The sequence below is a fragment of the Sphingobium sp. TomMM35A genome (assembly GCF_054771735.1).
Genome location: NZ_BSRC01000001.1, coordinates 63,205 through 87,598, shown reverse-complemented (window position 1 = coordinate 87,598; position 24,394 = coordinate 63,205). Strand labels below are relative to the sequence as shown.

At 65.1% G+C, this 24,394-nt stretch carries 27 protein-coding genes; 7 read left to right on the top strand and 20 right to left on the bottom strand.

Features of this window, described 5'->3' with window-relative positions:
- Nucleotides 1-16: 16 nt before the first annotated feature.
- Nucleotides 17-1,180, bottom strand: coding sequence for an EmrA/EmrK family multidrug efflux transporter periplasmic adaptor subunit (locus tag ACYU8T_RS00445; protein WP_461158173.1), 1,164 nt, complete (start codon nt 1,178-1,180; stop codon nt 17-19).
- A complete protein-coding gene (locus tag ACYU8T_RS00440; RefSeq protein WP_461159710.1) occupies nt 1,173-2,684 on the bottom strand; it encodes an efflux transporter outer membrane subunit in 1,512 nt (503 codons plus the stop codon). Before ACYU8T_RS00440 ends, ACYU8T_RS00445 begins: the two co-directional genes overlap by 8 nt.
- 89 nt (nt 2,685-2,773) lie before the next feature.
- Between ACYU8T_RS00440 and ACYU8T_RS00435 the strand changes: the two genes are divergently transcribed.
- Nucleotides 2,774-3,433: a TetR/AcrR family transcriptional regulator gene (locus tag ACYU8T_RS00435; RefSeq protein WP_461158172.1), complete on the top strand. Its 660-nt coding sequence runs from the start codon at nt 2,774-2,776 to the stop codon at nt 3,431-3,433.
- 63 nt (nt 3,434-3,496) lie between these two features.
- On the top strand, nt 3,497-4,111 hold the full coding sequence (locus ACYU8T_RS00430; protein ID WP_380801021.1) for a response regulator transcription factor: 615 nt from the start codon (nt 3,497-3,499) through the stop codon (nt 4,109-4,111).
- A 146-nt stretch (nt 4,112-4,257) separates the two neighbouring features.
- Here ACYU8T_RS00430 and ACYU8T_RS00425 read toward each other — a convergent pair whose 3' ends face one another.
- Genes ACYU8T_RS00425 through argH form a run of 5 tightly spaced genes read right to left on the bottom strand, consistent with a single transcriptional unit; the run spans nt 4,258 to nt 8,884 of the window.
- A complete protein-coding gene (locus ACYU8T_RS00425; protein ID WP_461159709.1) occupies nt 4,258-5,214 on the bottom strand; it encodes a zinc transporter ZntB in 957 nt (318 codons plus the stop codon).
- Entirely contained in the window at nt 5,211-5,969 is a 759-nt protein-coding gene (locus ACYU8T_RS00420; RefSeq protein WP_461158171.1) for a precorrin-2 dehydrogenase/sirohydrochlorin ferrochelatase family protein, read from the bottom strand. Before ACYU8T_RS00420 ends, ACYU8T_RS00425 begins: the two co-directional genes overlap by 4 nt.
- On the bottom strand, nt 5,969-7,234 hold the full coding sequence (gene lysA / locus ACYU8T_RS00415) for a diaminopimelate decarboxylase (RefSeq protein ID WP_461158170.1): 1,266 nt from the start codon (nt 7,232-7,234) through the stop codon (nt 5,969-5,971). Before lysA ends, ACYU8T_RS00420 begins: the two co-directional genes overlap by 1 nt.
- A 25-nt stretch (nt 7,235-7,259) precedes the next feature.
- Complete coding sequence (locus ACYU8T_RS00410; protein WP_461158169.1) at nt 7,260-7,520, bottom strand: hypothetical protein; 261 nt, start codon at nt 7,518-7,520, stop codon at nt 7,260-7,262.
- Nucleotides 7,517-8,884 carry an argininosuccinate lyase gene (gene argH, locus ACYU8T_RS00405; RefSeq protein WP_461158168.1) on the bottom strand — a complete coding sequence of 456 codons (1,368 nt, stop codon included), beginning with the start codon at nt 8,882-8,884 and terminating at the stop codon, nt 7,517-7,519. Before argH ends, ACYU8T_RS00410 begins: the two co-directional genes overlap by 4 nt.
- Before the next feature lie 55 nt (nt 8,885-8,939).
- Here argH and ACYU8T_RS00400 point away from each other — a divergent pair, with 55 nt between their 5' ends.
- Nucleotides 8,940-9,536: a TlpA family protein disulfide reductase gene (locus tag ACYU8T_RS00400; RefSeq protein WP_461158167.1), complete on the top strand. Its 597-nt coding sequence runs from the start codon at nt 8,940-8,942 to the stop codon at nt 9,534-9,536.
- A gap of 212 nt (nt 9,537-9,748) precedes the next feature.
- The gene (locus ACYU8T_RS00395) at nt 9,749-12,376 is read left to right on the top strand and encodes a TonB-dependent receptor plug domain-containing protein (RefSeq protein ID WP_461158166.1); all 2,628 of its coding nucleotides are present in this window, start codon (nt 9,749-9,751) and stop codon (nt 12,374-12,376) included.
- Between the two features lie 149 nt (nt 12,377-12,525).
- Here ACYU8T_RS00395 and ACYU8T_RS00390 read toward each other — a convergent pair whose 3' ends face one another.
- The 7 genes from ACYU8T_RS00390 to ACYU8T_RS00360 all read right to left on the bottom strand — a co-directional run bounded on the left by ACYU8T_RS00390 (nt 12,526) and on the right by ACYU8T_RS00360 (nt 17,344).
- Nucleotides 12,526-12,699 (bottom strand): Trm112 family protein, encoded by a 174-nt coding sequence (locus ACYU8T_RS00390; protein ID WP_097090880.1) that lies wholly within the window; start codon nt 12,697-12,699, stop codon nt 12,526-12,528.
- Nucleotides 12,696-13,307 (bottom strand): LON peptidase substrate-binding domain-containing protein, encoded by a 612-nt coding sequence (locus ACYU8T_RS00385; protein ID WP_097090879.1) that lies wholly within the window; start codon nt 13,305-13,307, stop codon nt 12,696-12,698. Before ACYU8T_RS00385 ends, ACYU8T_RS00390 begins: the two co-directional genes overlap by 4 nt.
- A gap of 11 nt (nt 13,308-13,318) precedes the next feature.
- The gene (locus tag ACYU8T_RS00380) at nt 13,319-14,215 is read right to left on the bottom strand and encodes a tetratricopeptide repeat protein (protein WP_461158165.1); all 897 of its coding nucleotides are present in this window, start codon (nt 14,213-14,215) and stop codon (nt 13,319-13,321) included.
- A gap of 97 nt (nt 14,216-14,312) precedes the next feature.
- Nucleotides 14,313-15,164 (bottom strand): MipA/OmpV family protein, encoded by an 852-nt coding sequence (locus ACYU8T_RS00375; RefSeq protein ID WP_247234103.1) that lies wholly within the window; start codon nt 15,162-15,164, stop codon nt 14,313-14,315.
- A gap of 73 nt (nt 15,165-15,237) precedes the next feature.
- Nucleotides 15,238-15,675 carry a DUF2141 domain-containing protein gene (locus tag ACYU8T_RS00370; protein WP_097090876.1) on the bottom strand — a complete coding sequence of 146 codons (438 nt, stop codon included), beginning with the start codon at nt 15,673-15,675 and terminating at the stop codon, nt 15,238-15,240.
- On the bottom strand, nt 15,672-16,400 hold the full coding sequence (locus ACYU8T_RS00365; RefSeq protein WP_247234365.1) for a sterol desaturase family protein: 729 nt from the start codon (nt 16,398-16,400) through the stop codon (nt 15,672-15,674). Before ACYU8T_RS00365 ends, ACYU8T_RS00370 begins: the two co-directional genes overlap by 4 nt.
- Before the next feature lie 53 nt (nt 16,401-16,453).
- Entirely contained in the window at nt 16,454-17,344 is an 891-nt protein-coding gene (locus ACYU8T_RS00360) for a prephenate dehydratase (protein ID WP_461158164.1), read from the bottom strand.
- Nucleotides 17,345-17,530: 186 nt separating this feature from the next.
- Between ACYU8T_RS00360 and ACYU8T_RS00355 the strand changes: the two genes are divergently transcribed.
- A complete protein-coding gene (locus ACYU8T_RS00355) occupies nt 17,531-18,190 on the top strand; it encodes a c-type cytochrome (RefSeq protein ID WP_097090874.1) in 660 nt (219 codons plus the stop codon).
- Between the two features lie 398 nt (nt 18,191-18,588).
- Complete coding sequence (locus ACYU8T_RS00350) at nt 18,589-19,110, top strand: hypothetical protein (RefSeq protein WP_141397797.1); 522 nt, start codon at nt 18,589-18,591, stop codon at nt 19,108-19,110.
- Between the two features lie 57 nt (nt 19,111-19,167).
- Here ACYU8T_RS00350 and ACYU8T_RS00345 read toward each other — a convergent pair whose 3' ends face one another.
- Nucleotides 19,168-20,484, bottom strand: coding sequence for a hemolysin family protein (locus tag ACYU8T_RS00345; RefSeq protein ID WP_247234109.1), 1,317 nt, complete (start codon nt 20,482-20,484; stop codon nt 19,168-19,170).
- 155 nt (nt 20,485-20,639) lie between these two features.
- Between ACYU8T_RS00345 and ACYU8T_RS00340 the strand changes: the two genes are divergently transcribed.
- Nucleotides 20,640-21,320, top strand: coding sequence for an OmpA family protein (locus tag ACYU8T_RS00340; protein ID WP_097090871.1), 681 nt, complete (start codon nt 20,640-20,642; stop codon nt 21,318-21,320).
- Nucleotides 21,321-21,493: 173 nt separating this feature from the next.
- Here ACYU8T_RS00340 and ACYU8T_RS00335 read toward each other — a convergent pair whose 3' ends face one another.
- From ACYU8T_RS00335 to ACYU8T_RS00315, 5 genes are all read right to left on the bottom strand, one after another.
- On the bottom strand, nt 21,494-22,111 hold the full coding sequence (locus tag ACYU8T_RS00335; protein WP_247234111.1) for a MarC family protein: 618 nt from the start codon (nt 22,109-22,111) through the stop codon (nt 21,494-21,496).
- Nucleotides 22,108-22,692, bottom strand: a complete 585-nt coding sequence (locus ACYU8T_RS00330; RefSeq protein WP_461159708.1) for a YybH family protein — start codon at nt 22,690-22,692, stop codon at nt 22,108-22,110. Before ACYU8T_RS00330 ends, ACYU8T_RS00335 begins: the two co-directional genes overlap by 4 nt.
- A gap of 62 nt (nt 22,693-22,754) precedes the next feature.
- Nucleotides 22,755-23,648 carry a bifunctional methylenetetrahydrofolate dehydrogenase/methenyltetrahydrofolate cyclohydrolase FolD gene (gene folD / locus ACYU8T_RS00325; RefSeq protein ID WP_097090868.1) on the bottom strand — a complete coding sequence of 298 codons (894 nt, stop codon included), beginning with the start codon at nt 23,646-23,648 and terminating at the stop codon, nt 22,755-22,757.
- On the bottom strand, nt 23,645-23,968 hold the full coding sequence (locus ACYU8T_RS00320) for a DUF167 domain-containing protein (protein WP_461158163.1): 324 nt from the start codon (nt 23,966-23,968) through the stop codon (nt 23,645-23,647). The genes folD and ACYU8T_RS00320 overlap by 4 nt, the downstream gene beginning before the upstream one ends.
- Complete coding sequence (locus tag ACYU8T_RS00315) at nt 23,965-24,255, bottom strand: YggT family protein (RefSeq protein WP_097090866.1); 291 nt, start codon at nt 24,253-24,255, stop codon at nt 23,965-23,967. The genes ACYU8T_RS00320 and ACYU8T_RS00315 overlap by 4 nt, the downstream gene beginning before the upstream one ends.
- Between the last annotated feature and the right edge of the window lie 139 nt (nt 24,256-24,394).

Here is a 24,394-nt window from a genome sequence, read left to right as displayed (position 1 = left end):
GGTCACGCGCCCGTCCTCAATGGCGCGACAGGTCGATCTCGACCTCGGTCGAGAGGCCTACGCGCAGCGGATGGGCGGCGAGTTCGCGCGGATCGAGCGCGATGCGCACGGGCAGGCGCTGGACTACCTTGATCCAGTTGCCGGTCGCGTTCTGCGCCGGGATCAGCGCCAGCGACGATCCGGTGCCGCCCGAAAAGCCGACAACCTTGCCATGATAGACGACATCCCCGCCATAAATGTCCGCAACCACCGTCGCTGGCATGCCGACGCGGACCTGCCGCAGCTGCCGTTCCTTGAAATTGGCGTCGACATAGACTTGGGCAAGCGGCACGATGCTCATGATCGGGCTCCCTTGCGCGACGCGCTGGCCGACTTGCACCTGACGCCGCGTCACCACGCCATCGATCGGCGCGCGGATGATCGTGCGGCCAAGGTCAAGGCGCGCATTTTCAAGCTTCGCCTTGGCGGCAAGCACGGCGGGGTCCGTCTCGATGGTCGATCCGCTGACAAGGGCGTCGTTCGCTGCTAGCTGCCCCTGCGCCGCGCCCTGCGTCGCCCGTGCCGTCGCCACGCCCGCGCGCGCCTGCTCCAAGCCAGCCCGCGCCGCTGCAAACGCCTTGCGCGCGCTGGTCACTTCCTCACCCGAGACCGCGCCTTCGGGCGAGAGCGCCTCGCGCCGCTGAAGGTCCACCCGCGCCTTTTCATAATCGGCCTGGGCAGCGGCAAGCTGAGCGTTCGCCTGCGCGATGTCAGCGCCGCGCGCCCGCACCTGGGCGGAAAGCGATGTGCTGGTGGCCGCAGTCTGGCGGAAGCGGCGGCGCGCTTCGGCGAGGTCAGCCTCCGCCTGCGCGACGGCAATCCGCGCGTTGGTGGGGTCGAGCCGCACCAATATGTCGCCGCGCTTCACCGCCTGCGTGTCGGTCACCCGCACTTCCACGGCCTGCGCGGAAATCAGCGGCGTCACCTGCGCAATCTCGGCATTCACATAGGCGTTGTCGGTGCTGACATGATTGCGGCCGATCAGCAGATACCAGAGCGCATAGATCGCGCCGATGATCAGCACGGCCGCAGCCAACCGGATCAACCACTTCTTGCGCTGCTCCATCCGCGCGCTCTTGTCGGCGCTGCCCCCGTCTGTGCTGGCGGTATCGGTGGTGAATTCGGAGGCTGCATCAGCCATTGGGCAGGTCCTTGGACGAGATGCCGCTGGAGGCGAAGCCGCCGCCCAGCGCGCGAATGAGGGCTATGTCTGTGGAAAAGGTGAGCGCTTCCAGTTCCGCTACGGACTGACGCGCGGAAAGCAGCTGATCCTCGACATTCAGCACGTCGAGAAAGGTGAAAAGCCCGCCGCGATAACGTTTCTGCGCGATCGCATAGGCTTCTTCCGAAGCGGCCAGCGCCGCTCGTGCTTCGGTCAGCCGCTGCTCTAGCAAGCGGCGGCCGGTGACGGCATCCGCCACGTCGCGATAGGCGCCCAGCACGGTCCGGTCGTAATTGGCGACGGCTTCATCAAAGGTCGCCCGCGCGCCCCGATAGCGGCCGCTCAGCTCGCCGCCATGAAAGATAGGCAAGCTGATCGCCGGGCCCACCGTGCCGAACAGCGAATCCTTGCTGAACAGCGTGTCGACGAACGATCGGGGGCCCGTCGCCGATTGATCGGTGAACGACGAATTATACCCCAGCGACTGCACCCCGACCAAGGCGCTCAAGCGAATGGCCGGGAAGAAATCCGCGCGCGCCACCTTGATCCGCTTGGCCGCCGCTTCGGTCCGCGCGAGCGCGGCGGCGACATCGGGACGGCGTGCGACCAGGTTTGTGGTGACATCGGCAGGCAGGCCCAAGCCAGTCAGCGCAGCCAGACGCGGCTGCGTGATGGCAAGGCCGCGATCCGGCCCCGCCCCGATCAACGCAGCGATCTGATGCCGCCGCACAGCGATGGACTGGTCAATGCCTGCCAGCGCGGCGCGGGCTGCGGAGACCGTCGCATCGGCCTGCCGCACGCTGCCTTTCGTTTCCAGCCCATTGCGCTGCCGGTCCGCCACCAGTTTCTGGCTCGCGGAGCGGATGGCGAGCGCGCGTTCCTGGATCGCCCGTTGATCGAACAGGCGGGCAAGGTCGGCATACGCATCGCCGATGCCGGTCGTAAGCGCCAGTCGCGCCTGCTGCGCATCGAAGCGCGCGGCCTCCGTTTCCGACGTGGCAGCAGCGAGCGCGGCCCGATTGCGGCCCCAAAGGTCGAGATCGAAATTCAGGTCCAGCGCGACCTGACCCGTGCCCAGCCAGCCCTTGGGCACGAAATCCTTCGGCAGACCCATATTATAGCTCTGCTTCGTCGCGGCGGCCGAACCGTTGAGATCAAGCGAAGGCGCAAGCGGAGCCCCGGCCTGCTGGGCAGCGGCGCTTGCCTGCCGGAAGCGCGCGGCGGCGGCGGCAAGGTCGGGCGATCCCGCCAGCCCCTCCTCCATCAACGCATCGAGTTGCGAGTCGCCATAGGCCTTCCACCATCCGTCGGCGGGCCAGAGCGCGGTGCCCTGGCCGAGCGTCTCCGACGCGGCGATGCTGGATGCAGGCCGGGGCGCAGGCGCCTTGCCCAGGTCCGGCACAGCCGCGCAGGCGGACAGCGCCAGCACCGCCGCCGTCAGGCTTCCAGCATGAAGGAGATGGGTCGATCGACGTGTAGACATAGGAAACCGTACCATGTGGTATGAAAAACGCCTTTGCGCCTGCCGCAGGACCTTGTCAACCAAATTATCGTACTATATGGTACGCTTTTATGACAGCTCCGACCGACACTGCCTGCCTGTCCCGCCGCGAAGTCCGGCGCCGCGACCGCCGCGACGCCATTATCGCCGTTGCGAAGCGATCGTTCCTCGAAACTGGTTATGCCGCAACGACCATGTCCTCCATCGCCGCTGAACTGGGCGGGTCGAAGGGCACCTTGTGGAGCTATTTTCCGAGCAAGGAAGAATTGTTCGCCGCCGTCCTGCGCGACGCGACGAAGGTCTATCATGCCAGCCTCGCCCAGTTGCTCGACACCGGGGGTGAGCTTGAACCGACGCTGCTGCGCTTCAGTCACGACCTGCTGCGCAAAGTAACGTCGCCGGACGCGATAGCGCTGCATCGGCTGGTCGCGGCAGAGGCGAGCCGCTTTCCCGAAATGGGCGCGATCTTCCATGAACTGGCCCCACTCTACACCCGCAACCTGCTGGCCCGTTTCCTTGAAGGTGCGATGGACAAGGGGCAGTTGCGGCGGGCCGATGCCATGCTTGCCGCGCGGACGCTAGTGGTGCTGACGCTCTCGGGCTGTCATCAACAGATGATCTGGGGCGAGATAGATGCACCTGAAGCCAAGCAGATCGACGCCGATGTGTCCTTCGCGGTGGATTGTTTCCTGCGCGCCTATGCGCCCGATGCCGAAGCGCCAAATCCCTGACAGACGCATTAACCATTTTTTTGCGTGCTTATCCTAGATCAAGCCGTGGAGGAGATCCACGCCATGCAGTTCTTCAGGGCAATGGACAGCAGCGACAGCGCCAGGACGGAAGGCGCTCGGCCGCTTCGCCGCCGCAGGCTGCTGCTGATCGACGAGGACGAAACGGCCCGCGCGGTAATCGGGCGGCGCCTCTCCCACCTCCATCATGACGTGGCGCTTGCTGAAAACGGCTTCGTTGCCCTGAATCGCCTTCTCGCGCGCCCAGCCGACATCATCCTCATCGACATGGGCCTCAAAATCCTGCCGGCGATCGCTACCATGAGGAAGATCCGCGCGGCCGGGCTCTCGGGTCAGGCAAGCTTCGTGATGATCGCGGGGCGGCAGGACAGCGGCAGCGTCGTCGAAGCGTTGGAAGCGGGTGCGGACGATTATGTAGCCAAGCCGTTCGACTTCGCCGTCTTGGATGCGCGGCTGCGCCAGCTCTGCCAGCGCACGGACGAGATCAATGCGCTGACCCGCCACAATGCCGAACTCGATGCCCGCATCGCGCGCCGCGCCGTGGAACTCGGCGAAACCCGCGACGCCCTGCAGCTGTTGCAAGCGGACCGGGCACGGCTGGTGTCTTCCATCCAGGCGCTGAATGACGAGATCACAAGGCTGAGCGCTGGCCGGGCCTGACGCCGCGCGCGCGTTTGAGCTTGTGCCCTACATCGCTCGGCTTTCTAACACCCGTTCGCCCTGAGCCTGTCGAAGGGCTCTACTTCTTTTAAGAAAAGGAATGCTTCGACAAGCAGCCCGAACGGCTCGAATAGGCCTGCCCGATCCTAACGCTTCAGCCAGCGCGTTGCGGCGAACCAGCCACTGATCCCCACCGCCATGACCACGCAGACCGCCACCACGCCCCAAAACGCCCAGCGCTCATGGGCGAAGGGTATGCCGTTGACGTTCATCCCCAGCAAGCCGGTCAGGAAGGTCAAAGGCAGGAACACCAGCGCCACGACGGATATGATCAGCGCTTGCCGGTTCATCTGCTCGGCGCGCAGGTCCGTCAGCTCTTCATGCGCCAGCGCCGATCGTTCCCGCACCGCCTCCAATTCCTCGGCCATGCGCGCGCAGCGGTCCGCCGCTTCCTGCAAATGCAGCCGGTCGTCGGGATGCAGCCAAGGCGCGTCCGCCGCCGACAATCTTTCCAGCGCCTGCCGTTGCGGCGAGATGAAGCGGCGGTAGCCGATCGCCGAGGCACGGATTTCCGATACCTGCCGTCGCACCTCCGCCGCGCCGCTATCGCTCAGGCTGCTTTCGATTTCATCCAGATCATCGCCAAGCTGCGCGACTTCAGGGTCGAGTGCTTCGGTGATTTCCTGTGCGAAGGCGGCGATGAGGTCGCCCGGATCGCGGATTTCCCCGGCAAGCATCCGCTTCACCACCAGCTCCATCGCCGCGAGCGGGCGGTAGCTTACGGTGATCACCCGCGCATGTTCGGCCCACAGGCGGATCGACACCAGCGGATCGCCGCCCGCGCCCTCTTCCGCGCCCAGGCCGCGCAGGTTGATGAGCGCGCCATGCCCCATCAATGTGCAGCGCGGCCGCGTCTCCTGCGCCAGCAATGCCGACAGCGCCGCCTGTGGCATATGGTCGCAGCGCGAGACGATGCCGTGCGCATCCTCCCGCCAGCCATCGGCATGGACCCAGCTGAAAGCCGCATGATCCGCCTGCGCGCAAAAATCGTCGAGCGAGATTTCGCGGGCTCCGTCGCCATTATAGACGAACACCCGGCTCATCGCGGCATCTCCAGCCATAGCGACAGTCCCTCACCCGGCGCTTCCGGCGGCGCGTCGGCAGGGATGCGCACGGCGTCGGCGCGCGCACGATCAAGAATCGCGGGCGGCACGCGGGACTCATGATAAATGCGGTCTGCCTCCCCCAGCAGGCGGGCGGCGCGCAACGTCAGCTCATCGGGATCGTCCGACAGCAGACGCAACGCGACCAGGCGGGAAGGTTCGGCCTCCCCCTGCTCCGCCAGCCAGCGCGGCACCGCATCGGCGGCATCCTCGCGCAACGGGTCGATCAGCCCTCCCGCCGACAGGCCGGCGTCGATCGCCCGGCGGCGCGCGCTCGCATCGGGCCAGCGCGCTCGAATGGCGGCGCGCGCGTCGTACAACGCGGCGGCGAGCGTCCCGAGCCGCTGTGGCAAAAGCGCCTCGATCCGCTGGCGCAGCGCCTTGGCCAGTCCCGCCGAAGCCCCGCCCGTGCCAATGGCGATCAGCACAGGCTCCCGATCGATGATGGCGGGCAAGGTGAAGTCGCAAAGCTCCGGCCGGTCGGTCGCATTCACCAGCACGCCCCGCGCCTTCAGCCGCGCGACGGTCGCCTCATCACCATCCGCGACGATGGCAATCCCCGCGTCCGCATCCTCACCGACAATATGAGCGCCCGCCCGTTCCAGCAGCCGCCGCTTGGCGTCCGCCGCCTCGCCGGACCCTGTCAGGATGACGGCCCTGCCCTTCAACACCAGGAAGACGGGCAGGCTTTGCATCAGCCCTGCACCCAATCGGGGATCATGTCGGCCTCGATCAGCGCCTCGATCGGCGGGCGGGCGCGAACCACGGCCCATTTGTCGCCGGACACCAGCACTTCGGGCGTCAGCGGGCGGCTGTTATAGGTCCCCGCCATGGTCGCGCCATAAGCGCCCGCCGTCATGAAGGCGACCAGATCGCCCGCCTTCACCACATCCATGTCGCGATGCATTGCAAAAGTGTCGCCCGTCTCGCACACCGGCCCCACCACATTGGCGGTCTCGCGCGCGCCCGAAGGATTAACGGCGCGGATATCATGCCAGGCATCATAGAGGCTGGGCCGCATCAGGTCGTTCATCGCCGCATCGACGATGACGAACGGTGCCTGCGCCCCCTGCTTGACGCGCACCACCCGTGACAGCAGCGCCCCTGCATTGCCGACGATGACCCGGCCCGGCTCGAACATCAGCCGCACGTTCCACCCTTCCGTCACCCGCGTCACCATCTCGCCATAGGCTTGCGGCAGCGGCGGAACAGGAAGCGAGGGATCGTAGGGAACGCCAAGTCCGCCGCCAAGATCGGCGGTGCGGATATCATGCCCCTCGGCGCGCAGCTTCTCGATCAGCGCGCCGACTTTGATGAAGGCGGCCTCCAGCGGTGCAAGATCGGTCAGCTGGCTGCCGATATGGACGGCGACGCCCCGCACGTCCAGACCCGGTAGGCCGCGCGCAGCGGCATAGCTTTCCAGCGCCCTGTCATAGGGGACGCCGAACTTGTTCTCGGACTTGCCGGTCGAAATCTTGGCATGCGTGCCCGCGTCCACATCAGGATTGATGCGATAGGCGACAGGTGCCCTCTTCCCCATCGACAACGCCACCTCGGACAGCATCTCCGCTTCCGGCTCGCTCTCCAGGTTGAACTGGAAAATGCCATGGTCAAGGGCAAGGCGCATTTCCTCCGCCGTCTTGCCGACGCCGGAAAAAACGATGCGGCTGGCCGGAATCCCCGCCGCAACCGCCCGCAGCAGCTCGCCGCCCGACACCACGTCCGCGCCCAGCCCCAGCTTCGCCAGCGTCGCCAGCACGGCGCCATTGGGATTGGACTTGACGGCAAAGGCGATCAGCGGATCGTCCAGCCGTGACAGGGCATCGCGAAAGACATTGACGTGGCGCGTCAGCGTAGCGGTCGAATAGATATAGACGGGCGTGCCGACCGCCTGCGCGATCTCCGCCATCGGCACCTGCTCCACATGCATGGCGCCGTTCACATAGTCGAAATGGTCCAAGGCTTGTCTGTCCTAGCGAAGCGTATCAGGGCTGGTTTTCAGGCGGCAGGTCGAAGGGATCATCCTTGCGCAGTTCCGACTGCGAGAGGATGTCGACGCTTCGTTCCGGTCGCGACTGCATGGTTGGCGTCATCAGCTGCTGCGCGGTGGGCGCGGCAGCAGCGCCGACCGGCACCGCTGGCATTTTCTGCCCTTCAATGGGTTTCAACGGCTGTCGCCCGCCACAGGCCGCGAGCCCGAGCGCCAGCAGGGCAAAGACGACGTTCCGACTTATGGCAATCCTCATGCCGTCTCCTCCCGCGCCTGCGCGATGCGCGCGCGCACTTGGTCAGGCGCGGTGCCGCCATGGCTCTTGCGGCTGGCGACCGACGCATCGACCGTCAGCACCGCATAGATGCGCTCATCGATGCGGGCGTCAATGGCCTTCAGCGTCTCGATCGGCAGGTCGGCGAGCGGCGTGCCCGCGCTCTCCGCCGCCGCGACGGCACGGCCCGTGATATGATGCGCCTCGCGGAACGGCACATTGGCTTCGCGCACCAGCCAGTCGGCGAGGTCGGTGGCCGTGGCAAAGCCGCTCTCGGCGAGGCCGCGCATGCGATCGGTACGGAACGTCACCGTCTCGATCATCCCGGTCATCGCCGCGATCGACAGGCCGAGGAGATCATGCGCCTCGAACACCGGCGGCTTGTCGTCCTGCATGTCCTTGGAATAGGCGAGCGGCAGGCCCTTCATCGTGACGCAAAGCGCATTCATGCAGCCCATGATCCGCCCGGCATGACCGCGCACCAGCTCGGCGGCATCGGGATTGCGCTTCTGCGGCATGATCGAACTGCCGGTCGAATAGGCGTCGGGCAGCTTGACGAAGCCAAAAGGCTGGCTCGCCCAGATGATGAACTCTTCCGCCAGCCGCGACAGGTGCAGGCTGCATTGCGTCGCCGCCATCAGATAATCGAGCGCGAAGTCGCGGTCGCTGACGCTATCCAGGCTGTTGTCGGTGGGCTTGGCAAAGCCCAGCGCCGCCGCCGTCGCATGCCGATCGATCGGGAAGCCCGTTCCTGCCAGCGCAGCCGCGCCCAGCGGGCATTCATTCGCCCGCGCGCGCGCATCGGCAAAGCGGCTGCGGTCGCGGCGGATCATCTCATAATAGGCCATCAGATGATGACCCAGCGTCACCGGCTGCGCGGATTGAAGGTGCGTGAAGCCCGGCATCACCGCCTCGGCATGCTCCTCCGCGCGCGCCAGCAGCGCCTGCTGCAACGCATCCAGCCCCGCCTCGACCTCATCGATGGCGTCGCGCACCCACAGGCGGAAATCCGTCGCCACCTGATCATTGCGCGACCGCGCCGTATGCAGCCGCCCCGCCGCGGGGCCGATCAGTTCGGCAAGGCGAGACTCGGTCACCATGTGGATATCTTCAAGGTCCAGGTTCACCGGCACGCCATTGGATTCATATTCAGCCGCAATGGTGTCGAGCCCCTGGGCAATCGCCGCCGCGTCGTCGGCCGAAACTATGCCTTGCTTGGCCAGCATCGCGACATGCGCCTTCGACCCTGCGATGTCCTGCTTCCACAATCGCTTGTCGAACGGGATGGAGGCATTTATCTCGCGCATGACCGAAGCCGGGCCCGCTGCGAAGCGTCCGCCCCACATGCTGTTGGAGCTCCCGTTGCGATCTTCCCCGCCCCGATCGTTCTTGCCCTGCGTAATGACTCTGCTCCTGCTGGCTGGCCTCGGCGCGTGCGATAGGCAATCGCCGGGCGCGGGGCAAGATCAAGCCAATAGCAGCGCGCAAGTCCCGCCGACAAGCGGAGAGGCAATGGGCGCGCCGCAAAGCGCCAAGGGCGATTTCAGCTACACGCTCGACCGCTCGAAGGCAGGCACCCCTGCCCCGGATTTTGCCTTCGCAGCCCCCGACGGCGCGGACGCGACCTTGCAGGATTTCGCGGGCAAGCCGTTGCTCGTGAACCTCTGGGCCACATGGTGCGCGCCCTGCGTCGCGGAGATGCCGACGCTCGACGCCGTGGCCAAGGCTTATGAACCAAAGGGTCTGGCCGTGCTCACCATTTCGCAGGACAGCCAGGGCGAAAGCGTGGTGAAGCCCTTCTTTGCCAAGCACAGGCTGCCGCACCTCAAAAGCTTCATCGATCCGGAAAATCAGTTCGGCTTCCACTATGCGACCGGCATGCTTCCCACGACCGTCCTCTACGACCGGCAGGGCAAGGAGATGCTGCGCGTCGTCGGAGCCATGGACTGGAACAGCAAGGAAGCACGCGACCTCATCGAGACGGCGCTGAAATCCTGAGGTTCACCTCTCGCCGCACCCGACATGCTGACTAAGGCCAGGTCAGCAATCCTAATACGAACCACGTCTGAAATACCGCTACCCAGCCTGCATGCAAATTGCGCAAGCAAGTTGCAGCTTTCTCAATCGCATGATTGCGCGCTGTAATAGCGGCTAACCACCACCTCTTCGTCTTTCCCACTGCACGATAACGCATAAGCAGGGGGCAATAGATGAAACGATTATCCGCATTCCGGCTTTCTCTTGTTCTGGCTTCCTCATGGTCTGCTTGCGCCATGGCACAGGAAACGCCGCAGGAAGCCCAGGCTGACGACGGCGGCGCGATCATCGTCACGGGCACCCGCGCGACGGGCATGCAGGCCGCAGAAAGCGCCGCGCCGATCCAGGTGCTGAGCGAAGAGGCGATCAGCCATGTCGGCCAGCCCAACCTCAATCAGGTGCTGACGCAGATCGTCCCCAGCTTCACCGCGCAGACGCAGGGCACGGATCTTTCCAGCTTCTCCCTCTCCGCCCGGCTTCGCGGCCTCAGCCCCAATCACACGCTGGTGCTGGTCAACGGCAAGCGCCGCCATGGCAACGGCATCCTCCAGGTCATCTCCGGCGCGTTCCAGGGCTCGGCCGCGCCCAGCATCGACCTCATCCCGCCGGACTCCGTCGCCCGCGTCGAAGTGTTCCAGGAAGGTGCCGCCGCCGTCTACGGCACCGACGCGATCGCGGGCGTCATCAACTTCATCCTCAAGGATCAGGACGAAGGCGGCAGCTTCAAGATCACCGGCGGCCAGCATTACGACAGCGAGGGCGAGCTGTTCTCCGTCTCGGGCAATATGGGTTTCAAGCTCGGCGAGGACGGCTTCTTCAACCTGACACTGTTCCACCGGCGGCAGGATTACACCACGGTCGGCGAAGGCCAGGTTCAGGTAACGCAGCGCGACGGGACGCTGCAACCCAATGCGCCCGCGCAATGGGCGAACCTGGCTGGCGACGCTTTGTCCGGCATCAACGGAGGCCAGCCGCGCACGAAGCTGACGCTCGGCTTCTACAATATGGGCTATGATTTCGGCGGCGTCGAACTCTACAGCTTCGGCGATTATGCCCGCCGCGAAGGCTGGGCTCGCCAAGGCTACCGGCACCCGAAGCGCATCTGCTACGAACCCGGCAACCTCGGCGGCAGCGTGACGCCCGCACCCTATGATCCCGGCATCTGCTACAGCGATACCGGCATCTACGGCATGGTCCCGCTTCAGCATGTGGTGGAGGACGAATATAGCTTCACCATCGGCGCGAAGGGCGAATTTGGCGGCGGCTGGAACTACGATATTTCCGGCACCTATGGCGCCCAGAAGGACAGCATCTACACCGAACAGTCGGCGCACCGCGAACTGTGGCAGGAAAGCTTTGCCGCGGGCGGCGCAGCGCGGGCGATCACGCCCAGCAGCGCCTATGACGGCGGCTTCAAGCTGGCGCAGACGACCATCACCACCGACATCCGAAAGGAATTCGAAGTGGGCATGGCCAGCCCGCTGACCTTCGCATTCGGCGGCGAATATCGGAAGGATGAATATGAAATCCTTCAGGGCGACGCCGTCTCCACCTACAAGACCGGCGTTCAGTCCTTCCCCGGTTACAAGGCAACGGACGCTGGCGATTATCAGCGCAGTTCGAAAGCCGTCTACGCCAACCTGATCGGCGAGCCACTGGACGGCTGGAGCGTCGATCTTGCCGGGCGCTATGAGGATTATACCGACTTCGGCGACACCGCGATCTGGAAGGCGACGACCCGCTACGACGTCTCGCCCGCCTTCGCGCTGCGCGGCACCGTCAGCACCGGCTTCCGCGCGCCGACGCTCGCGGAACAGAAATATTCGACGATCAGCGTGGGTCCGACCAGCGCGGTGGCTCAGCTGCCCGCGGGCACGCCCGCAGCCCAGCTGCTCGGCTTCGGCCCCCTGAAGCCCGAAAAGTCGAAGAATTTCTCCGCCGGTGTCGTGTTGCGGCCCGTACCGAAACTCGCAATCACCCTTGATGGCTACATCATCAAGATCAAGGACCGCATCACCGGAACGGCGGCGCGCAATGCTGTCCTGAACGGGGTTCCGCAGGCGGGGGGAGCCGACATCCTCAACGCCCTGAACGCCGCAGGTATCGTTCTGGACAGCGCCTTGTTCACGTCCGGCACGATCGGCGTGTCGAGCTTCACCAACGGCATCGACACCCGCACCTGGGGCCTCGATTTTTCGGCCAGCTACCCGGTCGCGCTGGACTTCGGCTCGCTCAACCTGTCGCTGACCGCGAACTACAACAAGACGAAGATCACCAACAACAAGGTCGGCTACCCGATCTTCAACGCAGCGTCGGAAAGCAATATCGAACGCTCCAATCCCGACTATAAGATCGTCGCCAACGCGCTGTTCAAGAGCGGGCGGTTCACGCTCAACCTGCGTGAAACCTTCTACGGCAAGACCAGCGTCCTCGTTCGCCCGGCCTTCACGCCAGCGGGCGGCTTCATTCCCGACGGCGGCTTCCTGATCGCCGATGGCGCGCTTAATCCAGTCACCAACATCAACGCCAACCAGCTCTACTTCAACGGCGTGGTGAAAGCGGCGGCCATCACTGACCTGGAGGCAAGCTACGACTTCACCGACAATGTGACCTTCGCGATCGGCGCGAACAACCTCTTCGACAAGCGGCCGGAAATCCCCGCCCTCATGCAGGGCGTCACCCCCGGTGCGGGCGTGTCGCCCTATGTCAATGGCACGGGCACTTACAACGCCTATTACGGGCACGGCCCCTATGGCACCTCCGGCGGCTATTATTACGCGCGCCTGGACTTCAAATTCTAAACAGCCCGTCAGGGTCACGAACGGAGGCCGGTTTCCCAAAATGGGAGCCGGCCTTTTCCCTCTGACCGTCAACCCAGCGAAAGCTGGGGTCTCAGGCCCCACTGCACGACTTCTCCTGAAATCCCAGCCTCCGCTGGGATGACAGCACTTTAAAGCGAACGCGCCTCGCGCACCACCAGCACCGGCACGCCATCGCGCACCGGAAAGGCAAGCCCCGCAGCCTCCGACACCAGTTCGCTCCGCTCCCCGTCCCAGCGGAGCGGCGTCCGCGTCACCGGGCAGACGAGCTTCGCCAACAGAAAGGGATCAGGCCCGCTGCTCATTGCATCGTAGCCCCGCCATCGGGCTCCATCCGGCCGACGATCTGCATCAACTGGATGATCCGATCGCATCGCTCGCTTAAAGTGTCCGCTTCCAGCAAAGTCTGCTTGGCGGCCGGATCGAACGGCGCGATCTGTGCAATGCCATTCACCAGCGACGTATCGTCAAGCCGTGACACCGCCGTCCAATCGACGACATAGCCCAATGCTTCGGCAAAGCGCCGCGATTCCTGTTCCAAGGCGGCACGCTCGACGGCATGGAGCACCTCATCCTCGCCAACCTCTTCCACGTCCGCCTCGATCTGGCGAAAAGCGGTGGTGACATCAAGTTCGCGGATCACCCGAAAACGCGCCAGCCCTTCCAGGATGATGTTGAACCGGCCATCGTCCAGAAGCTCGAACTCGCTGATCCGGCCGAGGCAGCCGACATCGTAGAGCGCAGGCTTCGCCCCTTCCCCGCGCGGCTGGATCATGCCGATGCGCCGGTCGCGCGCCATCGCATCGTGGATCATGGCCCGGTAGCGCGGCTCGAATATATGCAACGGCAAGTCCATGCCCGGCAGCAGCAAGGCTCCGGGCAAGGGAAAGATCGAGACGCGCGCGCGGTTCACCGGCCGCGCCGTCAGGAAAAGAGGATTTGCGACAATTTGCGCCGCTGCCCCGCGACCCACGGGTCCTCAAGGCCGGTTGCCTCGAACAGCTTGAGCAGTTGCGCCTTGGCCGCGCCCTCATTCCATTCGCGGTCGCGGCGGACGATCTCCAGCAGCTCCTCGGCAGCCCGGTCCCGATCGCCATTGGCCATCAACCCACCGGCCAGTTCAAAGCGCGCGTCATGATCATCGGGGTTGGCCGCAACCTTCGCCTCGATGCCGGAAAGGTCAGAAACGGGCTTCGCATCCCGCGCCAGCGCAATGGCGGCGCGGGCGCGGTCCACCGCCTGCTCCTTCGCCACCTCGGCGGGCAGCGCGGCCAGCACCGCCTCCGCCTCGTCCAGCTGCCCAAGCGCCACCAGCGCCCGCGCATGGCCGGAAGCGACCTCTGCATTGTCGGGCACCATCTGGCCGATCTGCTCGAACACGGAAAGCGCGCGGTCAGCCTCCCCGCCCGCCAGCATCTCCTCGCCCATTTCGATGAGCGGGGCGATTTCCTGAAGCTGCGCCTTTTCATCCGATTCGATCGGCAGCTGCGCCAGCAACTGGTCGAGATATTGCTTCAGCTGCCCTTCGGTGCGGGCCTGGCTGAGGTCAGCGACCGGCTGGCCCTGAAACACGGCATAGACGGTCGGGATCGACTGGACGCGGAATTGCGCGGCGATGAACTTATTCTCATCGACGTTGATCTTGACCAGCTTCACGCCCTTGGGCGCATATTCGGCGCACACCTTTTCGATCACCGGGGTCAGCTGCTTGCAGGGTCCGCACCATTCCGCCCAGAAATCGACGATGACCAGGCTGGTGCGCGACGGGTCCACCACGTCGCGGCGGAACGCCTCCACCGCTGCCTTATCGGTGTCGCTCATTCCTAGGGTCGCCACTGCCGTCTTCTCCTGCCTTGTTGCGGTTGGGTGCCGCCTCCATAGACCGCCTTATGTGGGGCGTCACCCTTTCCGCACAAGATCAGAAGGTGTAGCCGACCCCGACCGCGCCGATCCACTGGTTCCTGGACCCGGCGATGCTGACCACGGGCGAGTCCGCATAGTCGCCCAGCATGCGCGAATAGCCGCCGAGCGCGAACAGGGCCCAGCCCTTGCGGATATCGCCCGACAAGGACACGCCGCCCGTCAGGTTGACGCCGATCTTCTTGAAACCGGCCCCCTCGCCCGCGCGCGAATAGGCGGGCAGGCCGGACGCCAGCGCCCCGGCGGCATCGACGTCATAATAATAGCGGCCATATTTCTTGCCCACATAATCGGCCGAAACGCCCAGGCCCACGAAGCTGCGCGTCGAAAGCGGCGTGAAATATTCGATGGCGGGCGTCACGATATAGCTGCTATGCGCCCCCGCGACATCCTTGGTCACGGCGACGCGCACCGACAGATTGTCATAATCGCTGGTGATGATGCCCGTCTTGCCGACGCCGACGAAGCCGCCCAGCTCCACCGCCACGTCACGCTCGCCCAGCGCCCGCACCGCGTCATCCTTGATACTCTTGAGGCTCGACCGGTCGAAGCGGACGCCCGCGACAGGCCCCAGCTGAAGGTCGATGTCCTGACCTCGGTTCGGGATCACATCGAAATAGAGGCTCGGGCCCCGGGTCCAGAAGGCGAAGTCGCTCACCTTGCCGCGCAGCTGCGGAACGGGGATCACGCGATAATCGTCCGACCCTTCATAGCTCGGGATGACGGCGGCCCCGATCCCGACGGTGAGTGCATTGCTGTCCTCAACCTCCTTGACTTGGGCATAAGCGCTATTGGCGGCACCCAGCGTAATAAAGGCCAGGCCCGCGAACACTATCTGGCGATGATTCATAAATCCCCTGTTCCCACGAATATGGTCAGCGCCTAGAATGTTTCGCTGCCATTACGGTTCCGATTAACTTCAATCAGAGGAAATATTTGATCTTTACGTCCTGACGCACCGCCGATCCCGTCATGGCGAATTGCGCGGATCGGAAGCTCGGCGCGCCAAAGCGGATCGCCGGGTTCCGGGAAAAGCCCACGCCCTCGCGCGGGATACCGGCAAAGGTATCCAGCTTCCCATTGCCATTTTCGTCATGGATGATGGCGATGGCATAAGTCCCCGGAGCCATGTCGCCCAAGGGAATAGCCGCGTTCGTCGCGGGCACCACCAGATGGCGCTTTTGCGGGTCCTTGCTGCAATCCGGGAAATAGGCCGCCGAGCGCGCCACGCATATGAGCAGGTCGCCCTTCATGGACCGCAAGCCCTGCACTCCGATGCTGAGCGGCTGGGCCTCAGGCGCCGGGGCCGCGCCGGAACCGGCCATCAGCGCCCCCGCCAGCAACAGCAGCTTCCCCCTCATCGACGCCCTTTCCTGAACTCGCCCAATCCCCGATCCGTCCCGCACAGCCGATCCCAGACACGGAAATAGAGCCCGTAATTGCAATTATATTGTTCATGATGCCGCTGATGATGGCTGGCCGTGATCAGCCAGCGGCCCGCCGGACCTTGCACCATCCAGCGCGGAAACATCTCCCACCCCATATGATTGGACACGCCCATCACCGTCATGATCGTCAGCACGCAGCCGAGAGCCGCCACATGAATGGGGATCAGGAAGACGAGCGCCGGAATGACGATCGCGCCGCTCAACGCCTCCCATGGGTGAAAGCTCATCGCTGCCCAGGCCGTGGGCGGACGGCTCGCATGGTGCACTGCATGAGCCGCGCGGAACAGGCGCGGCCGGTGCATCCAGCGATGCGTCCAGTAAAACCAGCTGTCATGCGCCGCGAGGTAGAGCAGCACCGAAACCGGCAGATACCATAGCGGATAGGCGCCGACATCCGTATAGATGCGCGTCCAGCCCTGCGCCTGCCATCCCCAGGCCACCACGCCCGCCGGGATGCCGTAGATCAGCGCCGACGCCAGCGACCATGCGATCTCCCGCCGGATCTGCGGGTCGAGCCCGGCATAGAGGCCCGGTTGCCGGACACGGGTCGCGAAGGCAAAGCCGCCGCTGGTGATCAGGTAGCGGACCGCCACGATCGCGCTCATGGCAAGAGCGGAAAGAAGGATCGCGGCCAGCATGGGGTCGACTATAAGCGGCAGCACCCGGCCCGTCACCCCTTCAGGTCCCTCCATCAGGTCCGCGGACGCGCCTGGCGGTAACTGCCCAGCATGCGCACCCACTTGCTGTGGAATTCCAGTTCGGCAAGCGCCCGGTCCACGGCGGGGTCGCCCGGCATGCCTTCGATATCGCAGAAAAACTCCGTCGCCGCGAAGCTCGCGCCCCGCTGATAGCTTTCCAGCTTGGTCATGTTGACGCCGTTCGTCGCAAAGCCGCCCATCGCCTTGTAAAGCGCGGCGGGCACATTCTTCACCTCGAACAGGAATGTCGTCATCACCGGCGCGTCGTCGGCCTGCGGCATCTGCGGCTCGCGCGACAGCACGAGGAAGCGCGTCATATTGTCGTCGCTATCCTCGATATTCTCCGCCACCATCTTCAGGCCATAAAGCTCTGCCGCCAGATAGGGGGCGACGGCGCCTTCGCCAGGCTTGCGCGATTCAGCCACCAGCGCCGCCGCGCCCGCCGTATCCGCATAGGCGACCGGCTGGATTCCCCGCTCGCGCAGATAATGGCGGCATTGCCCCAGCGCCTGCGGATGGCTGATCGCGCTTTTGACCGGGCTGTCGTCCACCGCCATCAGGCAGTGGCGAATGCGCAGGAAATATTCGTCGACGATATGCAGCCCCGATTCGGGGAGCAGGAAATGCATGTCGGCGACGCGCCCGTGCAGGCTGTTTTCGATCGGAATGATCGCCCGCGCCGCGATTCCGCCGCGCACGGCATCGATCGCATCTTCAAAGGCGAAGCAGGGCAGCGGCACCCAATCGCGCGCATATCCAAGCGCCGCGAGGTGCGAATTGGCGCCCGGCGCGCCCTGGTAGGCGATGGCGCGCGACGGGTCGGCTGCGGCCTTTTCAGCGAGTTCCGCGACCAGCGCGCGGGCGGGGGCAGGATAGTTTTCCATGGATGCAGCGCGCTTAGGCACTCCTCCCCGCGCGTGCAAGCGGAACGGGCGCTTGGCCGCGCACCGCCCCGGCGCCCCGCCGTTCAACCATGCTTGCACGTTCGCTCTTGCGCCATTATGGCAGCGCGCTAGAGGGGGCGCGGAAACCAAGCCGCCAGAACAGAAATTCAAGGGAATCCAAGCGAAATGAGTGATCGTTTCAACACCGTTGCAGGCTGGGCGTTGTTTGCGGGAATCATTGCGCTGGGTGGCGGCATCGTCAGCTCCAAATATTTCCACGCGGAACGTCCCGAAAAGATGGGCTATGCGATCGAAGGCGTCGAGGCCGAAGGTGAAGGCGGCGCGGCCAGCGGCCCCGGCCTCAACACCCTGCTCGCCAGCGCCGATGTCGCTGCCGGTGAAAAGGTCTTCGCCAAGTGCGCCGCATGCCACACCATCAATCAGGGCGGAGCCAACGGCATCGGTCCCAACCTCTTTGCGACCGTGGGCGAAGCCATCGGCCAAGGCAAGGGCGGCTTCGCCTTTTCCGACGCGCTCAAGAGCAAGGGCGGCAACTGGACCTTCGAAAATCTCGATCATTGGCTGAAGAGCCCGCGCGAATTCGCGCCCGGCACCAAGATGACCTTCGCTGGCCTCGGGAACCCGGCCGACCGCGCGAACCTTATCGCCTGGATGAACACGCAGGGCTCCAACCTTCCCCTCCCCGCCGCGGATGCGGCACCCGCCGACGCCAGCGCCACGCCTGCTGAAGCCGCAGGCAACGCCACGAACGCCGCCGAAAGCGTCGAAGGCAAGGCCCCGGCCAACGCCGCGCCCGCGACCGGACCCGCTGCCCCCGGCAAATAAGGGCCAGCCCCTTCTGACGAACCCACGGGCGCGGCACGATTGCCGCGCCCGTTGTGTTTCAGGGGTGAGCCCATAGAAATTTGCGCCTCTTACCCCCCCTCCCGCAAGCGGGAGGGGGTCGGGGGGTGGGATAGCGCAACGCCAGTCTATTACCTATTTCGCTCACTCCCCTCCCGCAGGCGTCAAACAAGGCACGTGGCTCGTTTGAAGGGTCGGGGGGTGGGCTAGCGCAACGCCCGCACGTTTCCCAAAACCTCCTCCCCACCACTCGCCCCATCCAGTCACCTCACCTACCGCTCGCCCACCCTCTTCCCGTCGCTTGCCACGGAACATCGGCATGCGCTCCGGGTTCAGGCTCGTCTGCAACACAGCAGCAAAGCCCAGGAAAGGACCCGGTCATGGTACAGGCATCAGCTATTTTCGACTCACACGCAGAGGCCGAAAGGGCAGTATCGGAGCTACGCACGCTCGGCGTGAATGACAGTGACCTGTCCGTCATCGCCCACCATGGCGGCACGACCACGACCACCAGCGGCGACGGCGAGATCACCGACGAACACCATCGGAACATTCTCCGGGGCATTCTGGGTGGCGGCGCGCTGGGCGCAGGATTGGGCGTCGCGGCGCTGGCGATCCCCGGCGTCGGGCCGCTCGCAGCCGCTGGCGCCATCGCTGCCTCGGCCGTGCCCGAAGCCGTCGGCATCGGCGCTGTCGTCGGAGCGATCGGCGGAAGCCTCAATGAGGCCCTGACCAAGCACGGCGTCAGCAAGGAAGACGCTGACTATTATGGCGGCCGTTTGAAGGATGGCGCCGTGCTCGTCACGGTTGCCGACGCCGGACTGGATGCCGGGCGCGTCCGCGAGGTGCTGTACCGCAACGGCGGCCACAACGCGTCTCAGGCCCGCAACGCCACCATCTAACAAACGCATGGAGCCGGAAAGCATCGCTTTCCGGCTCCTGCTTACCCGAGCTGTTCTCTACCGCTCCGCCACCAGCAGCTTGTCGATCTTGCGCCCGTCCATATCGACGATCTCGAAGCGCCATCCCTGATCCTCGATGAAGTCGCCCACTTCCGGCAGGCGCTTGAGCAGCCACAGCGCATGGCCCGCCACCGTCGCATAGTCGCGGTCCTCCGGCAGGTCGATGCCGATCCGGTCCGCCAGCAGGTCCACCGGCATCTGCCCCGACACCAGCAAGCTGCCATCGTCCCGTTCCACGACATCGGGTTCATCATGCACGTCACGGTCGGATGCGAAGTGGCCCGCGATCGCCGACAACAGGTCGGCAGGCGTCGCGATGCCTTCGAAATGGCCATATTCGTCATGCACCATCACCATCGGCACGTCGGCGCGGCGCAGCACTTCCAGGGCGTCCATGGCGTCGACCTGGTCGGGCACCACCTCCACCCGGCGCATCAGCGATCCGACATCGAGCCGCTCGCCCCGGAACAACGCCGTCATGATGTCGCGCGCCTGCACGACGCCGATAATATCCTCCACCGTGCCCCGTCCCACCGGAAGCCGCGTGTGCGGGGTCTGGAGCAGCCTTGCGCGGACCGTCTCATCGTCCGCGTTGATGTCGATCCAGTCGACGTCCATCCGCGGCGTCATGACCTCGCGCACCGGGCGGTCGGCCAGCCGCACCACGCCCGAAATGATGGCGCGTTCGCTTTCCTCGATCACGCCGGAGCGGCTCGCTTCCGCCACGATCAGGTGCAGCTCCTCGGCCGTCACATGATGTTCGGACTCCCGCGTCATGCGCAGCAGGCGGAAAATGAGCGCGCTCGACCCGTCCAGCACCCACACGATGGGCGCGGTGATCTTCGCCAGCCACAGCATCGGCGTCGCCATGACAACGGCGATAGGCTCGGGAGCGCGCAGGGCGAACTGCTTGGGCACCAGCTCACCGATGATCAGCGACGCGTAGGTCGTCAGGCCGATGACGACCGCGAAGCCCAGATTTTCGGCAACGTTGGGCGACAGGCCCAATAGCTGCAACCGCTCACCCACCGGCCCACCCAGGCTCGCGCCGGAATAGGCACCCGCGACGATGCCGATCAGGGTGATGCCGATCTGGACGGTGGACAGGAACTTGCCGGGATCGCTCGCCAGCATCAGCGCCGTGTGCGCGCCGCGCCGCCCCGCCTTTTCCATCGCCTGCAAGCGCGGGCGGCGGGCGGATACGATCGCCAGTTCCGACATGGCGAAGACGCCGTTCAGCGCGACGAGCGCCAGAATGATGACGATATCTACCCAGGGAAAGGGCGTCGGAGCGTGCGGGGGGATCGTGGCCATGGTGGTCAGCTACGCCCTATAACCCTGTTTCTTACAATTTCACAACCGTTGCATCATCTGGGGTTCAGTTCGCTGGTGGAACAAAAGCGCCGGTTCGATGATTGGGGCCTGCATCCGCGCTTTCGGGTGCAAGATAAATAAGGGAACTCAAATCTATGCGGATTTCTCATCGCATCCTGGGTACGGCGGGACTAGCCGCCATGCTCGCCACCGCCGCCTGCACGACTGACCCCAACACCGGCCAGCGTCAGATTTCGAAGGCCGCGATCGGCGGCATCGGCGGCGCCCTCGGCGGCTATCTGCTGGGCGATCTGGTCGGCGGCAAGCGTGACCGTACGGAAAAGATCCTGGGCGCAGGCATCGGCGCGGTCGCGGGTGCAGGCATCGGCGCTTACATGGACGCGCAGGAGCGCAAGCTGCGCGAGGAAACCGCAGGCAGCGGCGTCGACGTGATCCGCGACGGTGACAATCTGGTGCTGCGCATGCCGTCCGGCATCACCTTCACCACCGACAGCGCCGCCGTCCAGCCGCAGTTCCGCCCGACGCTGGACGAAGTATCCTCCGTGCTGGCGCAATATCCCAAAACCTATATCGACGTGTACGGCCACACCGACAGCGACGGCGCGGACGCCTATAACCAGACCTTGTCCGAACGCCGCGCTCAGTCGGTGGCGGACTATCTGACCAGCCACGGCGTCCAGTCGGCCCGCATCGCGACACGCGGTTTCGGCGAAACCCAGCCCATCGCTTCCAACGCCACGGCCGAGGGCAAGGCCAGCAACCGCCGCGTCGAAATCAAGATCGCGCCGGTCACGGAAAGCGACATCCGGGCCTAAAGCCTGCCGCCATGACCAAAAAAGCCGGGACGCGCCCCAAGCGCTCCCGGCTTCTTTACCCTCTCCTCCGTTCGACCTGAGCCTGTCGAAGGGCTCTTCTTTCTTCATAAGAAGTAAAGAGCTTTGACAGGCTCAGCCCGAACGGAGAAGGACCTCAGACGGCGTGCCGCACCTCAAAAACTCGCCTTCAACCCATCGATCACGAACTGCGCAGCCAATGCGGCCAGCAGCACTCCGAGAAGCCGCGTAATCACCGCCTCGATCTTGCTGCCCAGCCGCGCCATGATCGGCCCCGCCGCCAGCAATGCCCCCAGCATCAGCGCCAGCGTCACCACCACCGCACCGATCACCACCAGCCGCTGGCTGATCCCGTCGGCCTGCGACATCAGCAGCATCACCGTCGCGATCGATCCCGGCCCGGCGATCATCGGCATCGCCATCGGGAATACCGACACGTCCTCGACCTCAGGCGTCTCCGCGATCTTGTGCGCCCGGTCCTCGCGCCGCTGCGTGCGCTTTTCGAACACCATGTCCATCGCGATGATGAACAGCATGATCCCGCCCGCGATCCGGAAGCTGTCGAGCGCAATGCCCAGCACGCCCAGCAGCTGCTTTCCCCACAGCGCGAAGATCAGCAGGATGACCGCCGCAATCCCCACCGCGCGGATCGCCATCGCCCGCCGCTGCGCATGGCTCGCGCCATTGGTCAGGCTGGCATAGATGGGCGCGCAGCCCGGCGGATCGATGACCACGAACAAGGTGACGAAGGCGGATATGAACAGTTCGATCATGCTCCCGGCGCCTTCACCCGATCATCGATCACCACCTCATAATCCGTGCCGTTCCAGACGCGCACCATGACCTGCCGTCCGCCATCGGGCGCAACCTCCGCGCTCCAGATCAGGCTTTCATCGGCAGGCGGAACCGCAGCTTTCGCCTTGGGCACCACTCCGTCAGGCGCTTTGCCGCGCTTGCACGTCGCGACCTTGCCCACCAGAAATTCCGGCGCGGGGCGGGCAGCGCCCAGCGTGTCGCCATGGTCCAGCACCCATTTCCACGCGCCCTGCTTGTCCCGCCGCCAGATCGTCGTGAAATAGCCGACCGTTCCATCCGGCCGCTGCCAATTGCCCGTGCTCGCCGCCATGTTGCCGTCGCACGACACATGGATGACCGACGGCGTCCAGCTCACCGGCTGCGGCGGATCGGCCCGGCCCTTCAGCCATTGTTTCGCAAGCACCCGTTGCGGCACGAACATCACCGCGTCATCGGCAGCGGTCGCGCGAAAGGCGGTCCACTGCCCCTTGTCCCGCGCCAGCCGGTTGAAGGCGATTTCGGCGGCGAAGACGGAACTGGGATCAGGCTGATGCCGCATCGGCGGCCGCGCCGCGACCAGCCCCGTCAGGCAAGCCGCGATCAAAACGGCCCGCCTTGCCGTCACAGCCCCTCCGGCTTTGCCAGCCCCGCGCGGGCATGGGCCGCCACCAGCGTATTGCGCAGCAGCACCGCGATCGTCATCGGCCCGACGCCACCGGGAACCGGGGTGATCGCCCGCACATGCGCCAGCGCCTCGGCCGTCGCGACATCGCCGACGATCCGGCTCTTGCCATCCTCCGTGTCCGTCACGCGGTTGATGCCGACGTCGATCACGGTCGCGCCCGGCTTGATCCACTCGCCCTTCACCATCTCGGCGCGTCCCACGGCGGCCACGACGATGTCGGCGCGATGCACGACCGAAGCCAGATCCCGCGTGCGGCTGTGCGCGATCGTGACCGTGCAATTCTCCGCCAGCAGCAGCTGCGCCATCGGCTTGCCCACGATGTTGGATCGGCCGACGACCACCGCCTCCATGCCCGACAGGTCGCCCAGCTCGTCCTTCAGCAACATGATGCAGCCGAGCGGCGTGCAGGGCACCAGCGCCTCCTGCCCCGTCGCCAGCCGCCCGCTATTGACGACATGGAAGCCGTCCACATCCTTGGCCGGATCGATCGTCCCGATCACCGCCGCCTCGTCGATATGGCCGGGCAGCGGCAGCTGGACCAGGATGCCGTCCACCCGGTCATCCGCGTTCAGCTCCTCGACCAGGTCGAGCAATTCTTCCTCGCCGATGCTCGCGGGCAGCTTGAATTCCAGGCTTTCCATGCCCGCCTCGACCGTCATCTTGCCCTTGTTGCGGACATAGACGGAACTGGCCGGGTCCTCGCCCACCAGTACGACCGCCAGCCCCGGCTTGCGCCCGGTGCGCCCGACGAACGCGGATACGCCATCAGCCACCTTCGCGCGCAGCGTGGCGGCGAAAGCCTTTCCGTCGATGATCTTGCCGATGGTCATGCTGCCTCAACCCATTCCCTGATGATGGCGGACAGCCGCACCAACGCGTCGGCACCGCCCTTGATACGCAGCCGCTTTAGCCGGTTGCTGTCACCCGATTCCAGCGAAAACGCGCTGCGTGGCCAATCCATCTCCTTGGCGAGCAATGCAAGGAGCGCCCCGTTCGCCTTTCCCTTTTCCGCGACAGCGCGAACCCGCGCGCAGAGCCACTGCGCGCCTTTCTCATCCGTCCAGCACCCGCCAACATCCTCACGCGCCGCGCCCGGCGTCAACCGGACGGAAAGCAGCAGGTCGGTCCCGTCCTGCCGCCAGACGCTCACACCAGCCCGAAGATCGGCGGCAAAATGGCCTGGCGGATGATCAGGATGGCGAGCAGCACGACCATCGGCGACAGGTCGAGCGCGCCAAGGTCAGGCATCACCCGGCGAATGGGATTGTAGATCGGCGCCGTCATCCGGTCGAGCGCGACGATGATCGTGCGCACGATGTCGCTGGACGTGTTGATGACATTGAAGGCGATCAACCAGCTCATGATCGCCTGGATGATGATGATCCACCACAGCACATCGAGCAGGATGACGATGATCTGATAGAGCGCGTAGGCCATGTGGTCTCCAATTGATTGCCGATGCTCTAGCCGAGCGGGGCATGGCGCGACAAGAGTCCCTTTCGCCATCACCCTCTCGCCCCACTCCGTCATCCCAGCGGAAGCTGGGATCTCAGGAGAGGATACGCCAAGCCGCCCA